Source organism: Paenibacillus sp. GbtcB18 (assembly GCF_019091125.1).
Lineage (GTDB): Bacteria > Bacillota > Bacilli > Paenibacillales > NBRC-103111 > Paenibacillus_F > Paenibacillus_F chitinolyticus.
Genome location: NZ_JAGXJX010000016.1, coordinates 25,012 through 43,414, shown reverse-complemented (window position 1 = coordinate 43,414; position 18,403 = coordinate 25,012). Strand labels below are relative to the sequence as shown.

23 protein-coding genes and 1 tRNA gene are annotated in these 18,403 nt (G+C 50.7%); 21 read left to right on the top strand and 3 right to left on the bottom strand.

Translation table 11 applies throughout. The annotated features are described in order from the left end of the window. Positions 1–4 precede the first annotated feature (4 nt). From rsmG to KVT34_RS27965, 6 genes are all read left to right on the top strand, one after another. On the top strand, positions 5–733 hold the full coding sequence (rsmG, locus tag KVT34_RS27990) for a 16S rRNA (guanine(527)-N(7))-methyltransferase RsmG (protein WP_217562989.1): 729 nt from the start codon (positions 5–7) through the stop codon (positions 731–733). A 260-nt stretch (positions 734–993) separates the two neighbouring features. Next, entirely contained in the window at positions 994–1,821 is an 828-nt protein-coding gene (gene noc / locus KVT34_RS27985; protein ID WP_217562988.1) for a nucleoid occlusion protein, read from the top strand. Positions 1,822–2,253: 432 nt separating this feature from the next. Continuing rightward, positions 2,254–3,027, top strand: a complete 774-nt coding sequence (locus tag KVT34_RS27980) for a ParA family protein (protein WP_042235674.1) — start codon at positions 2,254–2,256, stop codon at positions 3,025–3,027. Further along, complete coding sequence (locus KVT34_RS27975) at positions 3,008–3,868, top strand: ParB/RepB/Spo0J family partition protein (protein WP_217562987.1); 861 nt, start codon at positions 3,008–3,010, stop codon at positions 3,866–3,868. The genes KVT34_RS27980 and KVT34_RS27975 overlap by 20 nt, the downstream gene beginning before the upstream one ends. Before the next feature lie 101 nt (positions 3,869–3,969). Next, positions 3,970–5,133 carry an aminotransferase class V-fold PLP-dependent enzyme gene (locus KVT34_RS27970; protein WP_217562986.1) on the top strand — a complete coding sequence of 388 codons (1,164 nt, stop codon included), beginning with the start codon at positions 3,970–3,972 and terminating at the stop codon, positions 5,131–5,133. 66 nt (positions 5,134–5,199) lie between these two features. Next, a complete protein-coding gene (locus KVT34_RS27965; RefSeq protein WP_254635203.1) occupies positions 5,200–5,694 on the top strand; it encodes a DUF4446 family protein in 495 nt (164 codons plus the stop codon). Here KVT34_RS27965 and yyaC read toward each other — a convergent pair. Beyond that, the gene (yyaC, locus tag KVT34_RS27960; protein ID WP_217562984.1) at positions 5,669–6,283 is read right to left on the bottom strand and encodes a spore protease YyaC; all 615 of its coding nucleotides are present in this window, start codon (positions 6,281–6,283) and stop codon (positions 5,669–5,671) included. The two genes, KVT34_RS27965 and yyaC, sit on opposite strands and share 26 nt — an antisense overlap. A 153-nt stretch (positions 6,284–6,436) precedes the next feature. On the opposite strand from yyaC, the gene KVT34_RS27955 reads away from it, so the two are divergent. The 4 genes from KVT34_RS27955 (at position 6,437) to KVT34_RS27940 (ending at position 8,035) form a co-directional block, all read left to right on the top strand. After that, on the top strand, positions 6,437–6,688 hold the full coding sequence (locus KVT34_RS27955) for a putative Se/S carrier protein (protein WP_217562983.1): 252 nt from the start codon (positions 6,437–6,439) through the stop codon (positions 6,686–6,688). Positions 6,689–6,701: 13 nt separating this feature from the next. Continuing rightward, the gene (locus KVT34_RS27950; RefSeq protein WP_217562982.1) at positions 6,702–7,625 is read left to right on the top strand and encodes a mechanosensitive ion channel family protein; all 924 of its coding nucleotides are present in this window, start codon (positions 6,702–6,704) and stop codon (positions 7,623–7,625) included. A 4-nt stretch (positions 7,626–7,629) separates the two neighbouring features. Next, a complete protein-coding gene (locus tag KVT34_RS27945) occupies positions 7,630–7,866 on the top strand; it encodes a DUF951 domain-containing protein (RefSeq protein WP_217562981.1) in 237 nt (78 codons plus the stop codon). A gap of 78 nt (positions 7,867–7,944) precedes the next feature. After that, positions 7,945–8,035 (top strand) — tRNA-Ser (locus KVT34_RS27940). 140 nt (positions 8,036–8,175) lie between these two features. On the opposite strand, the gene KVT34_RS27935 is transcribed toward KVT34_RS27940, so the two are convergent. Together KVT34_RS27935 and KVT34_RS27930 are read right to left on the bottom strand one after the other, a co-directional pair. Then, a complete protein-coding gene (locus KVT34_RS27935; RefSeq protein ID WP_042235651.1) occupies positions 8,176–8,457 on the bottom strand; it encodes a hypothetical protein in 282 nt (93 codons plus the stop codon). Positions 8,458–8,474: 17 nt separating this feature from the next. Further along, the gene (locus tag KVT34_RS27930; protein WP_009673434.1) at positions 8,475–8,657 is read right to left on the bottom strand and encodes a YjzC family protein; all 183 of its coding nucleotides are present in this window, start codon (positions 8,655–8,657) and stop codon (positions 8,475–8,477) included. A gap of 243 nt (positions 8,658–8,900) precedes the next feature. Between KVT34_RS27930 and rpsF the strand changes: the two genes are divergently transcribed. From rpsF to KVT34_RS27875, 11 genes are all read left to right on the top strand, one after another. Beyond that, positions 8,901–9,188: a 30S ribosomal protein S6 gene (rpsF, locus tag KVT34_RS27925; protein ID WP_009673440.1), complete on the top strand. Its 288-nt coding sequence runs from the start codon at positions 8,901–8,903 to the stop codon at positions 9,186–9,188. 38 nt (positions 9,189–9,226) lie between these two features. Then, a complete protein-coding gene (gene ssb / locus KVT34_RS27920; RefSeq protein WP_009673468.1) occupies positions 9,227–9,709 on the top strand; it encodes a single-stranded DNA-binding protein in 483 nt (160 codons plus the stop codon). A gap of 19 nt (positions 9,710–9,728) precedes the next feature. Beyond that, positions 9,729–10,037 (top strand): 30S ribosomal protein S18, encoded by a 309-nt coding sequence (gene rpsR, locus KVT34_RS27915; protein ID WP_082211313.1) that lies wholly within the window; start codon positions 9,729–9,731, stop codon positions 10,035–10,037. Between the two features lie 337 nt (positions 10,038–10,374). Further along, a complete protein-coding gene (locus KVT34_RS27910; RefSeq protein WP_217562980.1) occupies positions 10,375–10,728 on the top strand; it encodes a cupin domain-containing protein in 354 nt (117 codons plus the stop codon). Positions 10,729–10,840: 112 nt separating this feature from the next. Further along, on the top strand, positions 10,841–11,152 hold the full coding sequence (locus KVT34_RS27905) for a MazG-like family protein (protein WP_217562979.1): 312 nt from the start codon (positions 10,841–10,843) through the stop codon (positions 11,150–11,152). 5 nt (positions 11,153–11,157) lie between these two features. Then, positions 11,158–12,081 carry a DUF2232 domain-containing protein gene (locus KVT34_RS27900; protein ID WP_217562978.1) on the top strand — a complete coding sequence of 308 codons (924 nt, stop codon included), beginning with the start codon at positions 11,158–11,160 and terminating at the stop codon, positions 12,079–12,081. A gap of 17 nt (positions 12,082–12,098) precedes the next feature. Continuing rightward, positions 12,099–14,066, top strand: a complete 1,968-nt coding sequence (locus KVT34_RS27895) for a DHH family phosphoesterase (RefSeq protein ID WP_217562977.1) — start codon at positions 12,099–12,101, stop codon at positions 14,064–14,066. After that, positions 14,063–14,506 carry a 50S ribosomal protein L9 gene (rplI, locus tag KVT34_RS27890; RefSeq protein ID WP_042235630.1) on the top strand — a complete coding sequence of 148 codons (444 nt, stop codon included), beginning with the start codon at positions 14,063–14,065 and terminating at the stop codon, positions 14,504–14,506. The genes KVT34_RS27895 and rplI overlap by 4 nt, the downstream gene beginning before the upstream one ends. Positions 14,507–14,571: 65 nt before the next feature. Then, complete coding sequence (gene dnaB, locus KVT34_RS27885) at positions 14,572–15,927, top strand: replicative DNA helicase (protein ID WP_217562976.1); 1,356 nt, start codon at positions 14,572–14,574, stop codon at positions 15,925–15,927. Positions 15,928–16,076: 149 nt separating this feature from the next. Next, the gene (locus KVT34_RS27880) at positions 16,077–17,363 is read left to right on the top strand and encodes an adenylosuccinate synthase (protein ID WP_217562975.1); all 1,287 of its coding nucleotides are present in this window, start codon (positions 16,077–16,079) and stop codon (positions 17,361–17,363) included. Positions 17,364–17,655: 292 nt separating this feature from the next. After that, on the top strand, positions 17,656–18,381 hold the full coding sequence (locus KVT34_RS27875) for a hypothetical protein (protein WP_217562974.1): 726 nt from the start codon (positions 17,656–17,658) through the stop codon (positions 18,379–18,381). Positions 18,382–18,403: the final 22 nt, after the last annotated feature.

Below are 18,403 nucleotides of genomic sequence, written 5' to 3'. Positions count from 1 at the left end.
ATTTATGACCGATTTAATACAAGAGCAGTTTGTTAGTCATTTGCAGCCTCACCGGCTGTCTTTCTCCGATGAACAGCTCCAGCAGTTTGAGACGTATTACCGTTTGCTTGTGGAGTGGAATGAGAAAATCAATCTAACCGCGATCACAGAGCGCGACCAGGTTTATTTGAAGCACTTCTATGATTCGCTTTCGCTTGCCTTTTATGTGGACATGGAAAAAGTAGAGACTATGGCGGATATCGGTTCTGGAGCCGGTTTTCCCAGCATCCCTCTGAAAATCGCTTTTCCGCATCTGAAAGTTACGATTGTGGATTCATTGAATAAACGGATCGTTTTTCTTAATGAGCTTGTAAAAGAGCTTGGCTTGAAAGACGTAACCTGTGTCCATGCTCGTGCGGAAGATGCAGCCCGGCTTCAGCAGCACCGTGACCGGTATGATCTGGTTACGGCGCGTGCAGTCGCCAGACTCAGCGTGCTAAACGAATTTTGTCTGCCTTTTGTGAAGGTAGGGGGATTGTTTGTTGCGATGAAGGCCGCGGATGCGGAAGAAGAGTTGAAAGAGGCCGCTTTTAGTATAGGTTTGCTCAAAGGACAACTTAAACAGGTAGATCGTTTGGAATTGCCAGTCGAGAAATCCGTACGACATTTTATTCAAATCAGCAAGATAGCACCTACACCCGGTAAATATCCTCGTAAAGCTGGATTGCCATTAAAACAGCCTTTAGTGAAATAGGATGTTTCACGTGGAACATCGTTACCAGGAATTTCATGAATTCTTACCTTTATTGGCAGGAAAAAGATGGGCGTTTGACGAATATCTTATGTAGGGGATTTTTACGCGATTTAAAGATCTATGGATAGAATTGTCGTGACAGGGGAGTCTGCGACCCTTCTTTAATTCTTTGGTTTCAGATAAACGGGTTGGTAGAATGCCGAGGCTTTGCTTTCTCCTTCCTGTAAAATGTCGGGGAAGAGTTGGGTGGTATTATATTCATGAAAGAGCAGCTATCAAAACTTTTTGGTTTTACGGAGCGAAGCAATATGGATGAAGTTAAAAACATACCTGTACAAAACATCAATCCGAGTCCGTACCAGCCAAGAACGATTTTTGATGATGATCGCATTGATGAACTTTGCCAAACGATTCGTACACATGGCGTTATTCAGCCTATCGTTGTAAGGGTACGTAATAATACTTTTGAGTTAATAGCAGGGGAACGCCGATTAAGAGCGGTCAAAAAGCTCGGTCTGGAAACCATTCCTGCCATTGTAAGGGAATTCAACGATTCTCAAGCCGCGTCTATTGCTTTAATCGAAAATTTGCAGCGTGAAGGCTTGACGGCGATCGAAGAAGCGGCTGCTTATCAGCAGCTTATAGAGATGCATGATCTCACACAAGAAAGCCTGGCACAGCGTCTTGGCAAAAGCCAATCGACTATCGCCAACAAGATTCGTCTGCTGAATTTGAGCGAACCTGTTAAAATGGCGCTTATTGAGCGGAAGATCACGGAGAGGCATGCGCGTGCGCTGCTTTCTTTGGATCAAGAAGAGCTCCAGGTTAAAATTCTTGAAGAGGTTATAGCCAAAGAGCTTAACGTGAAGCAGACGGAAACCCGAATTCAATTTTTGAAAGAAGCTACCCAGATTAAGAAAAGCAAACGTGTTTCTTTTTCGAAGGACGTACGGTTGGCGCTAAATACTATCAGACAGTCCGTTGAGATGGTGGCCAGCTCGGGACTCAATATTAATACGGCTGAGCAGGATCATGAAGATCACTACGAAATCATCATTAAAATTCCTAAGCAGCATTCGGCAAAATAATCAAGGGATTAAAGCATAATCCTCCTGTATGACAAAGGCAGTTCCCGTAAAGGAAGCTGAATTTGTGGCAGGAGGTTTTTTTGTTTAGGGAGATCGGAATGTGGAATTAATTGAGGGAGAGGAGTGCCAGAATTTTTTTGAAAATTTAACGTAAAAATATCAGGAAGTTTGCAAACTTTTTAGGTGCGAGATACGTCATAGGTTTGTTCGTTATTTACGTATGTTTTCTATGTGGGGAAGAGCCGCATGTGTTCGGTTTAATCGACACTCCAAAACCGATTTGAGACTATAGCCGAGCGATCCGCCAAATTTCTTCGTTTTGTTGTCGGAACCTGTATTTTTATTAGTTTCGCTCTCTTGATTATGGTAATATAGTAGTATTCTCTTTGTTAAGTTTTTAATGAGAGGTTTTAAGGTAGTGGGGTGAATGAATTGTCCAAGACAATCGCGATAACGAATCAAAAAGGCGGCGTAGGGAAGACAACGACATCTGTCAATCTGGGTGCTTGTTTGGCTTCGCTCGGCAAAAGGGTACTGCTGGTGGACATCGACCCTCAGGGTAATACGACGAGTGGGATTGGGGTCAATAAAGCAGATGTTGAATACTGTATTTATGACGTCCTCATTAATGATATTCACCCGAAAGACGCTACAGTTGCTACTAAAATTCCGAATTTGAACATTATTCCGGCTACGATCCAATTGGCTGGCGCCGAAATTGAATTGGTTCCAACGATATCGCGTGAAGTTCGGTTGAAGAAATCGCTTCAGCTTGTCGAGCATATGTACGATTATATCCTCATCGATTGTCCTCCGTCGTTAGGGATTTTGACCATTAACTCACTGACGGCTTCCGACTCCGTAATTATCCCGATTCAGTGCGAGTATTACGCGCTTGAAGGATTAAGCCAGCTGTTGAATACAGTCAGACTTGTGCAGAAACATTTAAACACATCCCTGCAAATTGAAGGCGTTCTCCTAACAATGTTTGACGCCCGTACAAACCTAGGTATCCAGGTCATTGAAGAAGTGAAGAAATATTTTCAGCAAAAAGTGTATCAAACGATTATACCGCGTAATGTCCGACTCAGCGAAGCGCCGAGCCATGGACAATCCATTATTACTTATGACCCGCGGTCTAAAGGTGCGGAAGTATACTTAGAGCTTGCAAAGGAAGTGATTAGTCTTGAGCAAACGACTAGGTAAAGGACTCGGAGCGCTTATTCCGGAGTTGGAGATCGGGGAAGAGGACAAGGTCATTGAAATTCCTTTGAATCAGCTGCGGGCGAATCCATACCAGCCTCGTAAACATTTTAACGAAGACGGTATTCAAGAGCTGGCTTCTTCCATCAAAGAACATGGCGTTATTCAGCCGATCATTGTGCGTACGGTTTTAAAAGGGTATGAGATTATTGCCGGGGAGAGAAGATTCCGCGCTTCTCAGGCAAGCGGTTTAGCGACCATTCCAGCGGTTGTGAAAAAGCTTTCCGATCAGCAGGTTATGGAAATTGCATTGATCGAAAACGTTCAGCGTGAAGATTTGAATGCGATGGAGATTGCAATCGCTTATCAAGCCATCATAGACCAGTTTTCATTAACGCAGGAAGAGCTTTCGGTAAAAGTAGGGAAGAGCCGTTCTCATATCGCAAACTTCCTTCGTCTTCTTCACCTGCCTGAGTCCATTAAGCAATATGTTTCACGTGGAACACTGTCCATGGGACATGCCCGTGCGATTGTAGGGGTTAAGGATGACAAGGTGAAGAAAGAGCTGACGGATGCTTGTATTGCTGGTCAATGGAGCGTTCGCCAGTTGGAAGAAGAGATTAAGCGGCGTGAAGAGCTTGGTTCGGAAGACAAGGAAAAACCGAAGGTAAAAGACAAGAAGAAAGATCCTTATCTTCATCAGGCGGAAGAGCAGCTTCAGGATCATTATCGTACGACGGTCCGGATCAAGCATCAAAATTATAAAGGACGGATCGAACTGATGTATTACTCCAAAGATGATTTGGAAAGATTGCTGGAAATGCTTCAAGGGCAAATTTCCTGATTGCTTATCTAACTAAACCATACATAGCATACAAATCTTTGGCTTTCTGTCCGTAAAGAAAGTGAGAGAAGGTATGCTATCTTTGTGAGGAGGGACCGGCAGTGACGAAGCCGTTTTTATATTTCGATAATGCCGCTTCCTCGTGGCCTAAACCGCTGCAGGTCGGAGAGGCTGTACTGCGATGTATCAATGAGTGTGCGGCTAATCCCGGCAGAGGCAGTCATGCCATGGCTGTACAGGCAAGCCGGATTGTGTTCGAAGCACGCAAGCATGCTGCGAAGCTGTTTGGTTTTAAAAATCCAAACGATCTTGCGTTCGGTTCCAACACAACGGAGGCCCTCAATTTGGCTATCAAAGGCCATGTGAAAGAGGGAGAGCATGTTATCTGTACAGCAGTAGAGCATAACTCCGTCCGAAGACCCCTTGAATATTTGAGGCGTACCAAAAATGTGCAGGTCACCTATCTGGAAACCGATGAATTCGGGAGAATAAACATAGATGCCTTAAAGGAAAATATTCAAAGCAACACATCGCTCGTCGTTATCAATCATAGCTCCAATTTGCTCGGAAGCATCCTGCCTGTCGCTGACATTGGGCAGCTTTGCAGAGATAAGGGGATATGCTTGCTCGTAGATGCCGCTCAGACGGCCGGAATCCTTCCTGTTCACGTGGAGCGGATGGGGATCGACATGCTGGCGTTTCCGGGTCATAAAGGCCTCCTGGGGCCTCAAGGGACGGGAGGACTGTATATCCATCCCGGGCTCGATCTGGAGCCTCTAATGCACGGCGGAACAGGCAGCCAGTCGGAAGCGATCGACCAGCCTTCCGTAAGGCCGGACAGGTACGAAGCGGGCACGCCGAATACCCCGGGATTAGCCGGGTTAAGCGAAGGCTTGAAGTTTGTCCTCCGGACGGGTGTGGAAAACATCCACGCGAAGGAGTGGGGACAGACCCAGCGGATCATGGAAGCACTTCGGGATGTGCCGCATCTCCGGCTTCTCGGTCCCGCAATCGGCGAAGAACGGACAGGCATCGTGTCCTTCGTCTTAGAGCATATGGATGCGTCCGAAGTGGCGTTCATTCTGGACCAGCATTACGGCATCGCGGTCAGAGCCGGTTATCACTGCACGCCGCTTGCGCATGAAACCGCAGGCACAGGTGAAACCGGTGCCGTCCGGGCAAGCGTCAGCTATTTTACGACAGATGAAGAAGTGGATACTTTAATTGAAGCGGTCAAAGAAATAGCGGACTCCGTTATTTTATAAGCATGAATGCAGCCGACTGGAATGAACAAGAAACAGCGAGACAAGATAGCAGAGGGGAAGAAGGACATGGGTGAAAACAACATCGGGCTGCCGGTTGAACCGATTTTATCGGTTCTTTGTTTGCTTGTCTTGTTGCTGTTAATCGGAATGCTTGCGTTGTGGATTAAACTGGGCAAGCTTCGCAAACAATATAAGAAAGTCATGAATGGCGCCGGAGAGGTTAATATCGAACAGCTGCTTGTTCACATGCAGCAGCAGATTGAGGATCAGATTATCCTGCAGGGAGACACGACGGATCGGCTGAACCGGATCAGCCAATCCATGAAGCGGATGAAATCCAAAGTCGGCATTCACCGCTATAATGCCTTCTCGGACACGGGAAGTCTTATGAGCTTCACGGTGGCCATTCTGGACGAGTATGAAGACGGGATTCTCATCACCGGCATTCACAGCAGAGAAGATACATACATCTATGCCAAACCGGTCGAGAAGGGCGGCTCCCCATACTCGCTTTCTCCCGAGGAGAAAGAAGCGATCAGTCTGACGTTAGCGCAGAAGTAGGGGAAGACCGCCGGACGGAGTAAAGCGCGTGATGGAGGGAGCCGGCGATAACGTCGGCCATATTCATCACCAGATTGAGGCGGGTATTTTGAAGCACGAAATACTCCATAAAACCGCCGACGTTTACAATACCGGTAACATGAATATCGCCAACCGACGGAAGTTCCTTATTTACGCCTGCTCCCGGCTTAAGCGGGCCATGCCCGACTTGAATAGAGCCGACACTGGATACCTGACCGAGACAAGCGTCGATCGCCACGATAAAGGGATAGCGGTGGGCTATCTCGATGGCCGTAATCGTATCCGACAAATTCATGGCGTGTACCGGCTCGTCCAAGGTTCCGTACAGGGAATAGGAAGCGCCGCTTCGTCTCTTTAAATTGCTGCCAACCAGGGGGCCTAGTGAATCGCCTGTGGAACGGTCCGTGCCGACACAAACGATTACAATAGGTTGATAGGAGGGCAGCTTTTTTAGAATCTCGGAAAAGTATGCGGCAAGAGCTCCAGGCGTGTCGCTGTCCGAATGGGAAAGTTTAATAGAAGCGGGCTGCTCGGCAGCCGATTTCGTGGAAAAGCCGAATGGTTTCATTGAGGATCCCTCCGGGTTTGTCTTCTTAATCGTGGCAAGTGCTTTCGGCAGGCTTTAGCCGGGCGCTTAGAAGTTTTTACTAGTATACGGAGAAAACCGGAGAAATATACGTAGCCGATAGAGAAGAAACTAGAGTGAAAAGAGGGATGAAGAATGGGGGAATGGCTGCTCATTGCATTCGACTCTACCCAGCAGGCGCTGCGGGCCGAAATGCTGCTCGAATACGCGGACATCGAAATCGACCTGTGCCCGACTCCCAAAGGCGTAACGGCGGGCTGTGCGCTTTCCATTCAATTTCCGGCAGAGGACTATGCGGAAGTTCAGCGGATCATCGAGACGGAGCAGGTTGAAATCAGAGGCATTTATTTCAAAAAAGAATCCGGATATGTTAGGATGGAACAGTAAGGGCGGTGGAAAAATGACTAACATGGGGAACAGACTGGCTGCCATTACGGGACTACAAAATCCTGAAGAAACGGTGACCCATTTCGTGGATGATATCAAAAAATATTTGCTGGATTCCCAACAGCTGATCAAGTACGGAGCGACGATCGTTGAAATTGTCGTCATCTACGTACTCTCGCGTCTAATCATTAAAGTAGCCGACAAGCTTGTAACCCGGATGATGGAAACGAGGGAGAAGAGCCCTCTCAAATTCGATCCGAGGCGCACGGCTACAATCGGCAAGCTTATTCACAATATCATTTCTTATGTAGTCAACTTCATAACGATTCTGCTTATTCTGGCCCAAGTAGGCATCAATCTGGGACCTATTCTCGCCGGAGCGGGGGTTCTCGGACTTGCGATCGGTTTCGGAGCCCAAAGCTTGGTGAAGGATGTCATAACGGGGTTCTTCATCATTTTCGAAGATCAGTTTGCCGTAGGGGACGTTATACAAATCGATGCGTTCCGGGGAACCGTAGAGCAAATCGGTATCCGGGTGACCCGGCTCCGCAGCTGGACGGGGGAAGTTCACTTTATCCCCAACGGGAACATCAAGCAGGTTACGAACTATTCCATTAACAATTCGCTGGCGATCGTCGATATTTCGATTGCTTATGAATCCGATATCGATAAGACGATAGAAGTTCTGCAGAACACGGTAGACCGCATGGCGGCAGGCAACGAGAACATCGTAAGCGAGCCGAAGGTGCTTGGTGTCCAGTCTCTGGGACAGTCCGAGATTGTCCTGCGGATTACAGCGGAGTGCAAACCGAATATGCAGGCGGATGTGCAGCGTAAAATGTTCGCGGAAGTGAAAAAGCAGCTGGATGCGCACGGAATTGAGATTCCGTGTCCGAAAACCGTGACCTATTTCAAAGGGGAAAGGGGAGCCATATAGCCCTATGGAGAAGAAACAGTACGAACTCGGGGATATCGTGCAGATGAAAAAACAGCATCCCTGCGGAACGAATGAGATGGAGATTATTCGTATGGGCATGGACATCCGGATCAAATGCGTAGGCTGCAAACACAGCGTGCTGGTGCCGCGCGCCAAGTTCGAAAGCAAACTGAAGAAGGTGCTCCGGTCCTCGGCAGATAAGGGAGCGGGAGTTTCCGAAAACGGAGTGTCAGGTTCTTGACGCTCCTTTTTTTCTTGCCGAATTTGCCTCTTGCAGACTAACCATAGCTTGTGCTACAATAAAAAATGTTCTCGATACGGAAAGGTACCCAAGAGGCCCAAGGGGGCTGACTCGAAATCAGCTAGGCGGCGCAAGCCGTGCGTGGGTTCGAATCCCACTCTTTCCGCCATAACTTCACCAATGATAACCTCCTGCTTCGTTATGAAGCAGGAGGTTTTTGCATGCCATTGCGGTTCAGGCTTCACCTTCACCGGCTTCCCGAAGCAGGCCAAAAGTTACGTTTTGCGAAGCGGCGGACTTCGTCCGCTTTCAAGCCGCCCCGCCGGTACGTCCCTGCCGTTCTTTCCGCACAACGGAGAAACGGTCGATGACGTAACCGATAAGCGCCCAGGAAGCTACGGTAAGCACGTAGATCACAAACATTTTACCCATGGAGATCTCGTAGACATTCGTGAACATGGGAGCAAACCAGGCAGGGACGCTGAGGGAGTAGAAGAGCAGATACAGCGAGTCCTGATTATGGCCGAAATAATGAATCAGACAGAGTAAAAGGCCGAGCATCGTTCCGTAAAGCGTGAAGGATTTCTTCATAAAGGCAGAGCTCCTTTTCAGTGGTACAGCCGTTTCCATTTGCGGTTGTGATTTTTGGTGTCGGGAAACGAGTCCCCTTTCTTTAAGTGAACGATTTCCGGGTTGTTGATCCCCATATGAAAGGCATTCTCGCCGATTTCAATGTAGCGGCCTTCGTTGGGTGCCTTGTCGCCGGGCACGAACTGCGTTTTCTCACCCATTCTTTTCACCCCCAAGTTTTAATTACGGCGTTAGTATGTCCCTTGCTTAAGAAAGCATGTGCCGCGCGGGGAGCCCGCCGGTAAGCATACATTGGCAGTTCTGGCGGCTGGACAGGTTATGACTTGTAATGGGGGAAGCAATCTGCTATAGTATTTAGGTGCGAGTTTTGTAATACAATTAATTCTCGCTCCTTGCTCCCGATCAGAATTGGGAGCCGCTTAGTCCAAAAGGAGGTGACAAGCATGCGTAAATACGAAGTGATGTATATCATTCGTACAGACATTGAACAAGAACAAGTTCAATCTACTGTAGAAAAGTTCCAAGGCATTATCACCAACGGTGGTGGCGAAATTACGAAGCACGACCTGATGGGTAAACGTCGCCTTGCGTATGAGATCAACAAGTTCCGTGACGGACACTATGTGCTCGTACATTTCAACGCAGAACCTGCAGTTGTAGCAGAGCTTGATCGTGTAATGAAGATTTCCGACGAAATCATTCGCTACCTGATCGTTAAAGACGTAGCTTAATCAGCGTGTTAAGTAAGGAAGCATCGGAGGGATGAACGTTGTTAAACCGTGTAATTCTTATCGGCAGACTGACAAGAGATCCTGAGCTGCGTTACACACCTGCGGGTGTGGCCGTAACCCAATTTACACTGGCGGTGGATCGGCCGTTCGTAAGTTCGCAATCGAAGGAACGGGAAGCCGATTTCATACCTGTCGTAACGTGGAGACAGCTTGCGGAAACTTGCGCCAACTATCTTCGCAAAGGCCGTTTGGCGGCTGTGGAAGGACGCATGCAGGTACGCTCTTACGACAATAACGAGGGACGTAAAGTTTACGTAACCGAAGTCATTGCCGACAATGTGCGTTTCCTGGAATCTGCTAATTCCGCTAACCGTGAAGAGGGTTCTTACTCCGGCGGTTCAGGCGGTGGATATGGCGGCGGCGGAAGCGGCAGCGGCCGGAATACGCGGGATCAACAGCAGGATCCTTTCCTCGACGACGGGAAACCGATCGACATATCCGATGATGATTTGCCATTCTAAGTAGAAAGGACTGACTCAAATGAGCGAACAACAAACAAGCAGCCGTCCGCAACGTTCGGAAGGCGGTGATCGTCCGGAGCGTTCGGAGCGTAAATTCACTCCACGCCGCGGTAAAGGCGGTAAGCGCCGTAAAGTTTGCTACTTCACAGCAAACAAGATCACTCATATCGATTACAAAGATATCGAGACCCTTAAGAAATTTATCTCCGAAAGAGGTAAAATCTTGCCTCGTCGTGTAACAGGTACTTCCGCGAAGTATCAGCGTATGCTGACAACAGCAATCAAGCGCTCGCGCACAATTGCTTTGCTTCCATACACTACGGAGTAGTTTGTATAGAGAAGAAGACAGCCGGTTCTGCTGGCTGTCTTCTTTTTTATCGCTAAAAAAGAAAACTGAGCTGGAAGACAGCGGCATAAACAAGAATGATTCAACAAAAAAATAAAGCGAAGGAAGCCGGAGAGAAATTTCCGGTTTTTTTGCGTTCCCGAGGGAGCAGGACTGTGGATAACCGCTGAAGTTAGACAGTCCACAGGAACTTTTATAGAATGGAGATAGGACTTGGGGACATGTGGAAAACATGGCGACTAAATCCGGACGAAAGGTTATGCACATGTGGATAAAATACGAACGAAAGTTATCTACAAAACGAGGAGCGGCGGATGATTTGAAAATCAGCAAAAAGAACGCCGAGCATTACGAATGGGGAGACGGATGCGACGGCTGGTATCTCCACAAAGGAGACGAAACGATTATTCACGAACGAATGCCTCCGGGAACGAGCGAGGAGAGACATCTGCATGAGCGCGCGGCTCAATTCTTTTTCGTTTTAACGGGACGGGTTGTGATGGAAACGGATGGCGAGTGGCTTGAGCTGGGGCCTCAAGAAGGGCTTCGGATCGCACCGGGAACTCCGCACTGTATTCATAACCGTTCGCATGATGCTGCAGAGTTTCTAGTTATCTCCAAACCGGGTACTAAAGGAGACCGAATTCCTCAGGAAGAGCTCAAACCTGACTGAAATTTAACGTGCCCGAAGCCCGCTATGCGCCAAGTTCAGGAAACACAGCTCAAGCTGTTTTGTGGTATAATCGTGTATAAAGCTTTGTAAGGGATAAGGGGAGGAGCGGGCATTGTCCAATCGGGAAAGAGAGGTTGATCTCGCGAAGCGGGTCAAGGTCATTGAATGGCTCAAAACCGAAGTTGTCGATCAGGTAGCGCATCTGTTGAAAGGGATATGGGAAGGCAATCAAGCTAAAATTATAGATGGCCTTGCCAGTCTGATTTCCAGCGTATATATACTTGGCCGCAGGCTTGGGGTCTCTTTTCGAAGTTTAGATGAAGCAATCATGGATAAAATGAAAAAGCATAGAGAAGAAGGTCACCAGCTCGAGGATTGGTATGGAGATATCTCGGCGCTGGAAGATCATCTTCGTAAGAGGTGAACGCGTTGACAAAGAAAAACTTGCAGTTCATCGGATGGGGTCTGCTGTATATACTCTTTCTGTTATCTTTTATGACGTCCTACTTGGTGATTACGGCCAGTTTTCTGATGATTCCGGTCTTGATTCTGTTCGTGAAGCTGGACGCCAAACGATTTACGGCTTTCTATCTGGGAATTCTCCTGATTGTGAATTTATTGCTGGGGTGGACGGGATTCGTCGTCTTGGCCATTTCACTGTTCCTGCTGCCGCCGGTCATCGTAATCGGCACGCTTTATAAGAAGAAGGCGCCCGCACATCTGGTCATCACGTACGGTACGCTTACTTTTCTGGCCGAAATGCTGCTTACGCTCGTGATCGGGTTCCTGTTCAAATTGAATTTCATTAAGAAATTCAAGACGATCATGCTGGATTACTTAAACAACATGCAGCCTGCCGTAAAGGGAATGCTGCCGACCCAGGGCGACATGCAGTGGTATGTGGATGTGCTCGTACAAATCATTCCGCTGGATATGATTCTGTTCTCGCTCTACTTTATCGGAGTTACTCATCTGATCGGACGCCGCCTGCTTAATCGCATGGGAGAGGACATCCCCGGCATGCCGCCTGTGAGGGAGTGGAAACTTCCGAAAGCTTTCGTCTGGATTTACCTCATCGCGTTCGCGGCGGATATGCTGTTCGTATCGGCAACCAATTCGCTGATGTCGGCGCTGCTTATCAATCTGCTGCCGCTGCTTATGTTCGCGTTCGCCATCCAAGCAATTTCGTTTCTTGCGTTCGTGGCCCATTATAAAGGTTGGGGTAAACTGCTGCCGGTGGCCGGCACGATTCTTTTGATCGTGTTTATGCCGTTTTTGCTTGTGCTCTACAGTTTACTCGGCGTGTTCGATGTGGCTTTTCCGTTGCGGGAAAGGCTCTTCAAATCTAGATAAGGGTCAGGGGAGAATAAATGCCGAAATTCTTGTCGAAACGATGGCATGGACAACATATGGTATGGACGTTTGCGCTGCTCGGCGCTTTAACGATCGTACTGTTTCTGTATGAATGGGTATTGGGTGTCGCTGCTCTGCTCGCCTCGGGACTCGTGCTGTATTTCTCGTGGAAAGCGGAGAGTGCTTTTCGTCACGATTTGAATGCTTATCTGGGCACCATCACACACCGGGTTAAAAAATCCGCGGGCGACGTGATATCGGAGCTGCCGATCGGCATGATTCTATATAATGAAGAAAAAGAAATCGAATGGCACAATCCGTTCGTCGCCAAGCTCGCCAAAAAGGACTCCGTGATCGGGGATTCCCTGGAGGAGGTACTTCCAAGCTGGAAGCCGGGCAAGGAGAAGGAAAAAGAAGAGACGTATGAAGTCGAGCAGGACGGCCAGGTGTACAAAATATGGCACCGTCCCGAAGAACGTCTTCTGTATATCCGCGATGTGACGGATTACGTCCGGCTCGTTCAGAAGCATGACGAGGAAAAAATCGCGATCGGCATCGTTCTGATGGATAACCTGGACGAAGTCACCCAGGGAATGGACGATCAGACGCGGAGCATCATGCTCGCCCGGGTAACCGGTGAAATCACGGAGTGGGCTCACCGGTACGGCGTGTATCTGCGCAGGACCGCGTCCGACCGTTTTCTGATTCTGATGAATCAGAAGGCGCTGCGCGAGCTGGAGCAGAACCGCTTCGATATCCTCGATGAAGTGCGCGATCTCACGATGGAATACAAGCTGCCGCTTACGGTCAGCGTGGGGATCGCCTCCGGTATCGAGGAGCTTGAGGAGCTCGGCCGGGTCGCTCAGACGAGCCTGGACATGTCTCTGGGCCGCGGAGGCGACCAGGTGACCGTCAAGGCGGGCCAGCGCATCTCGTTCTACGGCGGGCGCACCAACGCCGTAGAGAAGCGCACACGGGTGCGTGCCCGCGTGATCTCGCATGCGCTGAGAGATCTGATCAAGGAAAGCGACAAGGTCATCATCATGGGACACCGCTTTCCGGATATGGACTCCATCGGCGCGGCGATCGGCTTGCTGAAGGCCGTGCAGATCAGCAACAAGGAAGGCTACATTGTGCTGGAGGGCATCAATCCTTCGATCGAGAAGCTGATGGCGATGATCGAAGAGGACGAGAAGCTGAACCGGTGGTTCATCACACCGGCGCAGGCGATGCAGATCACGACGCAGCGCACGCTGGCCGTCGTGCTGGATACCCACCGGGCTTCGATGGTCGCCGAGCCGAAGCTGTTCAACCTGACACACCGTGTCATGGTCGTGGATCATCACCGCCGCAGCGAAGAATTTTTCCACGACGCGGTGCTCGTGTACATGGAGCCGTATGCATCTTCGACCTGTGAGCTGGTAACGGAGCTGCTCCAGTACTTCAACGAGAAGATGTCGCTGGACGCGCTGGAGGCCACCGTGCTGCTTGCCGGAATCGTGGTCGACACGAAGCAGTTCAGTCTCCGCACGGGCTCCCGTACGTTCGAAGCGGCTTCTTTCTTGAGACGGAACGGAGCGGATCCGACGCTCATTCAGAAGATGCTGAAGGAAGATCTTCAGGCCTATATCGAGAAAGCCGAGATTATGAGGCATACGGAAATGATGTATGATCATATCGCTCTGGCGGTCGGCGAACAGAATCACAAATATTCTCAGTTGATGATTGCCCAGGTGGCTGATACCTTATTAAATATGACCGGCGTTTTCGCCTCCTTCGTCATCTGTGAACGGCCGGACGGTTTAACCGGCATCAGCGCGCGCTCGCTCGGCGCGATGAACGTTCAAATCGTGATGGAACGGATGGGCGGCGGCGGCCACCTGACGAACGCAGCGACCCAGCTTGAGCTGACTCCGCAGGAAGCGGCGGCGAAGCTGAAACAAATATTGCAAGAGATAGAGGAAGAGGAGGGGCTTTTCGAATGAAAGTCGTATTTCTGAAGGACGTTAAAGGGCAAGGCAAAAAAGGGGAAATTAAAGAGGTATCCGAGGGCTACGCAACGAATTTCCTGATCCCCCGCGGACTGGCCGCGGCAGGAACGGACGGGGCGGTTAAGCAGGTTGACCAGCAGAAGAAAGCCGAACAGAAGCGTAAGGATCAGGAGAAAGAAGACGCGGAAGTTCTGGCAGGCAAGATGAACGAAACGACGGTGACCATCAAAACGAAAGCCGGCGAAGGCGGCCGTTTGTTCGGGGCGATCACAAGCAAGCAAATCGCGGAACAATTGGAGAAAGCCGGCTATAAAATCGACAAGCGTAAAATTTTGCTGAACGATCCTATCCGCTCCCTGGGCGTAACGAAAGTGCCCGTCAAGCTGCATACGGAAGTAACGGCAACGATCAGCGTGCAAGTATCGGAAGAATAGACGGTGTTATTATTCCTTCTAAGTTTGGACAGGATAGAAACTAACAATAGAACAGGTGAAGCTTCATGAACGAAGAAATGTTCATGGGACGTGTTCTGCCGCAAAATATAGAAGCCGAACAGGCCGTTCTTGGCGCCATCCTGCTGGACAGCGACTCGCTGATCACGGCGATGGAGCGGATGGGTCCGGACGATTTCTACCGTCCGGCCCATCAGCACATCTTCGAAGCGATGATCGAGCTGGCGGAGGAAGACGAGCCGGTCGATCTCGTGACGCTGACCGCCCGGCTGCAGAACAAGCAGCAGCTGGAGGAAATCGGCGGCGTCGCCTATTTGTCGGAGCTGGCCAATGCCGTTCCGACGGCAGCGAATATCGACTACTACGGGCAAATCGTAGAAGAGAAGTCGCTGCTCCGGAGGCTCATCCGGACCGCCTCGCAGATCGTATCGGACGGCTACGCGAGCGCCGACGATGTGGGCATGATGCTCAACGACGCGGAGGCCCGCATTCTCGAAATTTCGCAGCGCCGGGCTTCCAACGGCTTCATCTCCATCCGGGACGTTCTGATGGAAGTCTTCGAGCGGGTGGAGTTTCTTTATTCCCACAAAGGCGGCTCCACCGGGATTCCGTCGGGCTTCAACGATCTCGACAAAATGACGTCGGGCTTCCAGCGTTCCGACCTGATCATCGTGGCGGCCCGTCCTTCCGTAGGTAAGACGGCTTTCGCCCTTAACATCGCCCAGAACGTCGGTGTCAGGGCGAAGGAAACCGTCGCGATCTTCTCGCTCGAGATGGGTGCCGCTCAGCTTGTGCAGCGTATGATCTGCGCGGAGGCCAACGTCGACGCCACCCGGCTCAGATCCGGCTTCCTCGAAGGCGACGACTGGGAGAAGCTGACGATGGCGATCGGTTCGCTTTCCGAAGCGGACATCTATATCGACGATTCGCCTTCCGTCACGGTAGCGGACATCCGGGCGAAGTGCCGCCGTCTCAAACAGGAGAAGGGGCTCGGCATGATCCTGATCGACTACCTGCAGCTTATCCAGGGCAGGGGCAAGGGAGACAACCGTCAACAGGAAGTCTCCGAGATCTCCCGTACGCTTAAACAGATCGCGCGTGAGCTGAACGTGCCGGTCATCGCGCTCTCCCAGCTCAGCCGGGGTGTGGAGCAGCGTCAGGACAAGCGTCCGATGATGTCCGACCTTCGGGAGTCCGGTTCGATCGAGCAGGATGCCGACATCGTGGCGTTCCTATACCGGGACGATTACTACGACAAGGAATCCGAGAAAAAGAACATCATCGAGATCATTATCGCCAAGCAGCGTAACGGCCCGGTCGGCACGGTAGAACTGGCGTTTCTCAAAAACTTTAATAAATTCGTCAACATGGATCGCGCTCATCAGGAGATGCAGACAGGTTGATTGAAATATCCGAACAATCATACTAGAGATAGTATGATTGTTCGCGTTTTATTGACTTTGCTTCGTGCAGTCTGCTACACTAAAGTGGTGTGTAAGAGAAGTAAGCAAAATGAGTGGCGATGCAGTTCGCCTAACGGAGGTAATACAGAATGTCAACAGTGGTTGTAGTCGGAACCCAATGGGGAGACGAAGGGAAAGGGAAAATCACGGACTATTTGGCGGAGTCCGCGGAAGTGGTCGCCCGCTACCAAGGCGGCAACAATGCCGGCCACACCATTCTGATCGGAGGCAAGAAGTACAAGCTGACGATGATACCGTCCGGTATTTTCAATCACGATAAAATGTGTGTCATCGGAAACGGCATGGTTATCAACCCGGCTGCTCTGGTAGACGAACTTCAATATATTCGCGACAACGGATTCTCGGTAGACAACCTGAAAATCAGCGACCGCGCTCATGTGATTATGCCTTATCATCTGCTTCTGGACGAGCTGGAAGAAGACCGCAAAGGCGCTAACAAAATCGGCACGACCCGCAAAGGCATCGGCCCTTGCTACATGGATAAAGCGGCGCGCAACGGCATCCGCATCGCGGACCTGATGGACGCGCAAGAATTCGAGCGCAAACTCCGCCATATCGTCGAAGACAAGAACACACTGCTGAAGCAGGTGTATGGACGCGACGGACTGGATGCGGACGCGATTCTGAAAGAATACCTCGGTTACGCCGAGCAGATCCGCATGTTCGTGACGGACACGTCCGTGGTTCTGAACGATGCGATTGACGCCGGCAAGCGCGTTCTGTTCGAAGGCGCGCAGGGCGTGATGCTCGACATCGACCAAGGCACGTACCCCTTCGTGACGTCGTCCAATCCGACGGCCGGCGGCGTATGTATCGGTTCCGGCGTAGGCCCGACGAAGATCAACCAGATCATCGGAGTAGCGAAAGCCTACACGACCCGTGTCGGCGACGGTCCTTTCCCGACGGAGCTAAACGATGCCATCGGCGACCAAATCCGTGAGACGGGCCACGAATACGGCACCGTTACCGGACGTCCGCGCCGCGTCGGTTGGTTCGACAGCGTTGTGGTCCGTCACGCCCGCCGCGTGAGCGGCATCACCGGCCTGTCCCTGAACTCCATCGACGTGCTGACGGGCCTGGAGACCGTTAAAATTTGCACAGGCTACAAGTACAAAGGCGAGATCATCGAGCACTACCCGGCGAGCCTCAACATGCTTTCCGAGTGCGAAGCGGTATACGAAGAGCTCCCGGGCTGGAGCGAAGATGTTTCCAACGCGAAGTCGCTCAGCGACCTGCCGGAAAATGCGCGTCATTACCTGGAGCGCGTTTCCCAGCTGACCGGCATTCCGCTTGCCATCTTCTCCGTCGGCCGCAATCGTGAGCAGACGAACCTGGTCCGCCCGGTTTACTCTTAATCGGTTCTTTAAAACATTGTATGGAAAGGACGATTTCTTAATCATCGTCCCTAAGACCTCACACAACCGGACATGCTTCCGGCTGCGCGGGGTCTTTTTTATTGTCCGAAAGGAGTGACCGGCGGGGGCTGGGTGATCACCTTCATGCGAAGTCAACCCGAGCAGAAAGCCGCGAGCTGGAGTCTCCGGTCTTTTTTGGGGAACAGCGGGGTTGATCCGGTTCTAAACCGTCAATACTGGTTTTATAGAGAAACCAGAATAAACGAGAAGTTTCAAGGCGGTGGACGAACGAATGAAATGGTTGGGAAGGCTGGGCAGGTGGACGGCCGGTGCGGTTGTGATGTCTTTTTTGTCCATATTTACGACGTATGTGATTGTGACTACGATGGTAGATGAAGTGCTTAAGCAGTTTCAGCTGCCGCCGATAGGGAACAAGCTTTCCTTTTCTCAGATTACGGGGAAGCTGGGCGAGCAGTTCGGTCTAGGCGCGGTAGGCAAGGGAGGTTCGGTCAACGATCGGGTGGAGCGCATAGCGGCCTCCTCGTCGAAGCCCAGTCCAAGCCCGAGTCCGACCCCCACTGCAACTCCCGGAGGAGCGGAAAAGCCCGTGACGGGCAGCCTGGACGGCTCTGGGATGCCGTCACCGTCTTCTTCCCCGGTACAGGGAGGCGTCTCTTCGCCGGAGCCGAGCGGAATGCCGGATGCCGTCGCCGTAATGGGTGAGCTGAAGGAGGGGCAGGCAAACCGTGATCCGAAGGATACGCAGAAGCGGGACGTGGTCATGTCGACGGATGACTTCTCCAAGAAGAAGGATGCTCTGTCGAGCGGCGACAAGCAGAAAATCTTCTCCATTCTCGTCGCGAAGCTGCCTGCGGAAGAAGTTCAGAAGCTTTCCGCGATGGTGGAAGACGGCATTACAGCCGAGGAGCTGAAGGAAGTGGACAGCAAGCTGAAGAAATACTTGAATTCGACCGAATATGAGCAACTTTCGGGGATTTTGAAAAAATATGGGGGCTGATTAAGCCCTTTTGAACCCCTTT

What these genes read in the sequence shown, in the direction of transcription:
- rsmG (WP_217562989.1), top strand. Translation starts at nt 5, where the DNA reads ATGACCGATTTAATACAAGAGCAGTTTGTTAGTCATTTGCAGCCTCAC.
- noc (WP_217562988.1), top strand. Translation starts at nt 994, where the DNA reads ATGAAAGAGCAGCTATCAAAACTTTTTGGTTTTACGGAGCGAAGCAAT.
- KVT34_RS27965 (WP_254635203.1), top strand. Translation starts at nt 5,200, where the DNA reads ATGGGTGAAAACAACATCGGGCTGCCGGTTGAACCGATTTTATCGGTT.
- yyaC (WP_217562984.1), bottom strand. Translation starts at nt 6,283, where the DNA reads ATGAAACCATTCGGCTTTTCCACGAAATCGGCTGCCGAGCAGCCCGCT.
- KVT34_RS27955 (WP_217562983.1), top strand. Translation starts at nt 6,437, where the DNA reads ATGGGGGAATGGCTGCTCATTGCATTCGACTCTACCCAGCAGGCGCTG.
- KVT34_RS27950 (WP_217562982.1), top strand. Translation starts at nt 6,702, where the DNA reads ATGACTAACATGGGGAACAGACTGGCTGCCATTACGGGACTACAAAAT.
- KVT34_RS27945 (WP_217562981.1), top strand. Translation starts at nt 7,630, where the DNA reads ATGGAGAAGAAACAGTACGAACTCGGGGATATCGTGCAGATGAAAAAA.
- KVT34_RS27935 (WP_042235651.1), bottom strand. Translation starts at nt 8,457, where the DNA reads ATGAAGAAATCCTTCACGCTTTACGGAACGATGCTCGGCCTTTTACTC.
- KVT34_RS27930 (WP_009673434.1), bottom strand. Translation starts at nt 8,657, where the DNA reads ATGGGTGAGAAAACGCAGTTCGTGCCCGGCGACAAGGCACCCAACGAA.
- rpsF (WP_009673440.1), top strand. Translation starts at nt 8,901, where the DNA reads ATGCGTAAATACGAAGTGATGTATATCATTCGTACAGACATTGAACAA.
- rpsR (WP_082211313.1), top strand. Translation starts at nt 9,729, where the DNA reads ATGAGCGAACAACAAACAAGCAGCCGTCCGCAACGTTCGGAAGGCGGT.
- KVT34_RS27895 (WP_217562977.1), top strand. Translation starts at nt 12,099, where the DNA reads ATGCCGAAATTCTTGTCGAAACGATGGCATGGACAACATATGGTATGG.
- rplI (WP_042235630.1), top strand. Translation starts at nt 14,063, where the DNA reads ATGAAAGTCGTATTTCTGAAGGACGTTAAAGGGCAAGGCAAAAAAGGG.
- dnaB (WP_217562976.1), top strand. Translation starts at nt 14,572, where the DNA reads ATGAACGAAGAAATGTTCATGGGACGTGTTCTGCCGCAAAATATAGAA.
- KVT34_RS27880 (WP_217562975.1), top strand. Translation starts at nt 16,077, where the DNA reads ATGTCAACAGTGGTTGTAGTCGGAACCCAATGGGGAGACGAAGGGAAA.
- KVT34_RS27875 (WP_217562974.1), top strand. Translation starts at nt 17,656, where the DNA reads ATGAAATGGTTGGGAAGGCTGGGCAGGTGGACGGCCGGTGCGGTTGTG.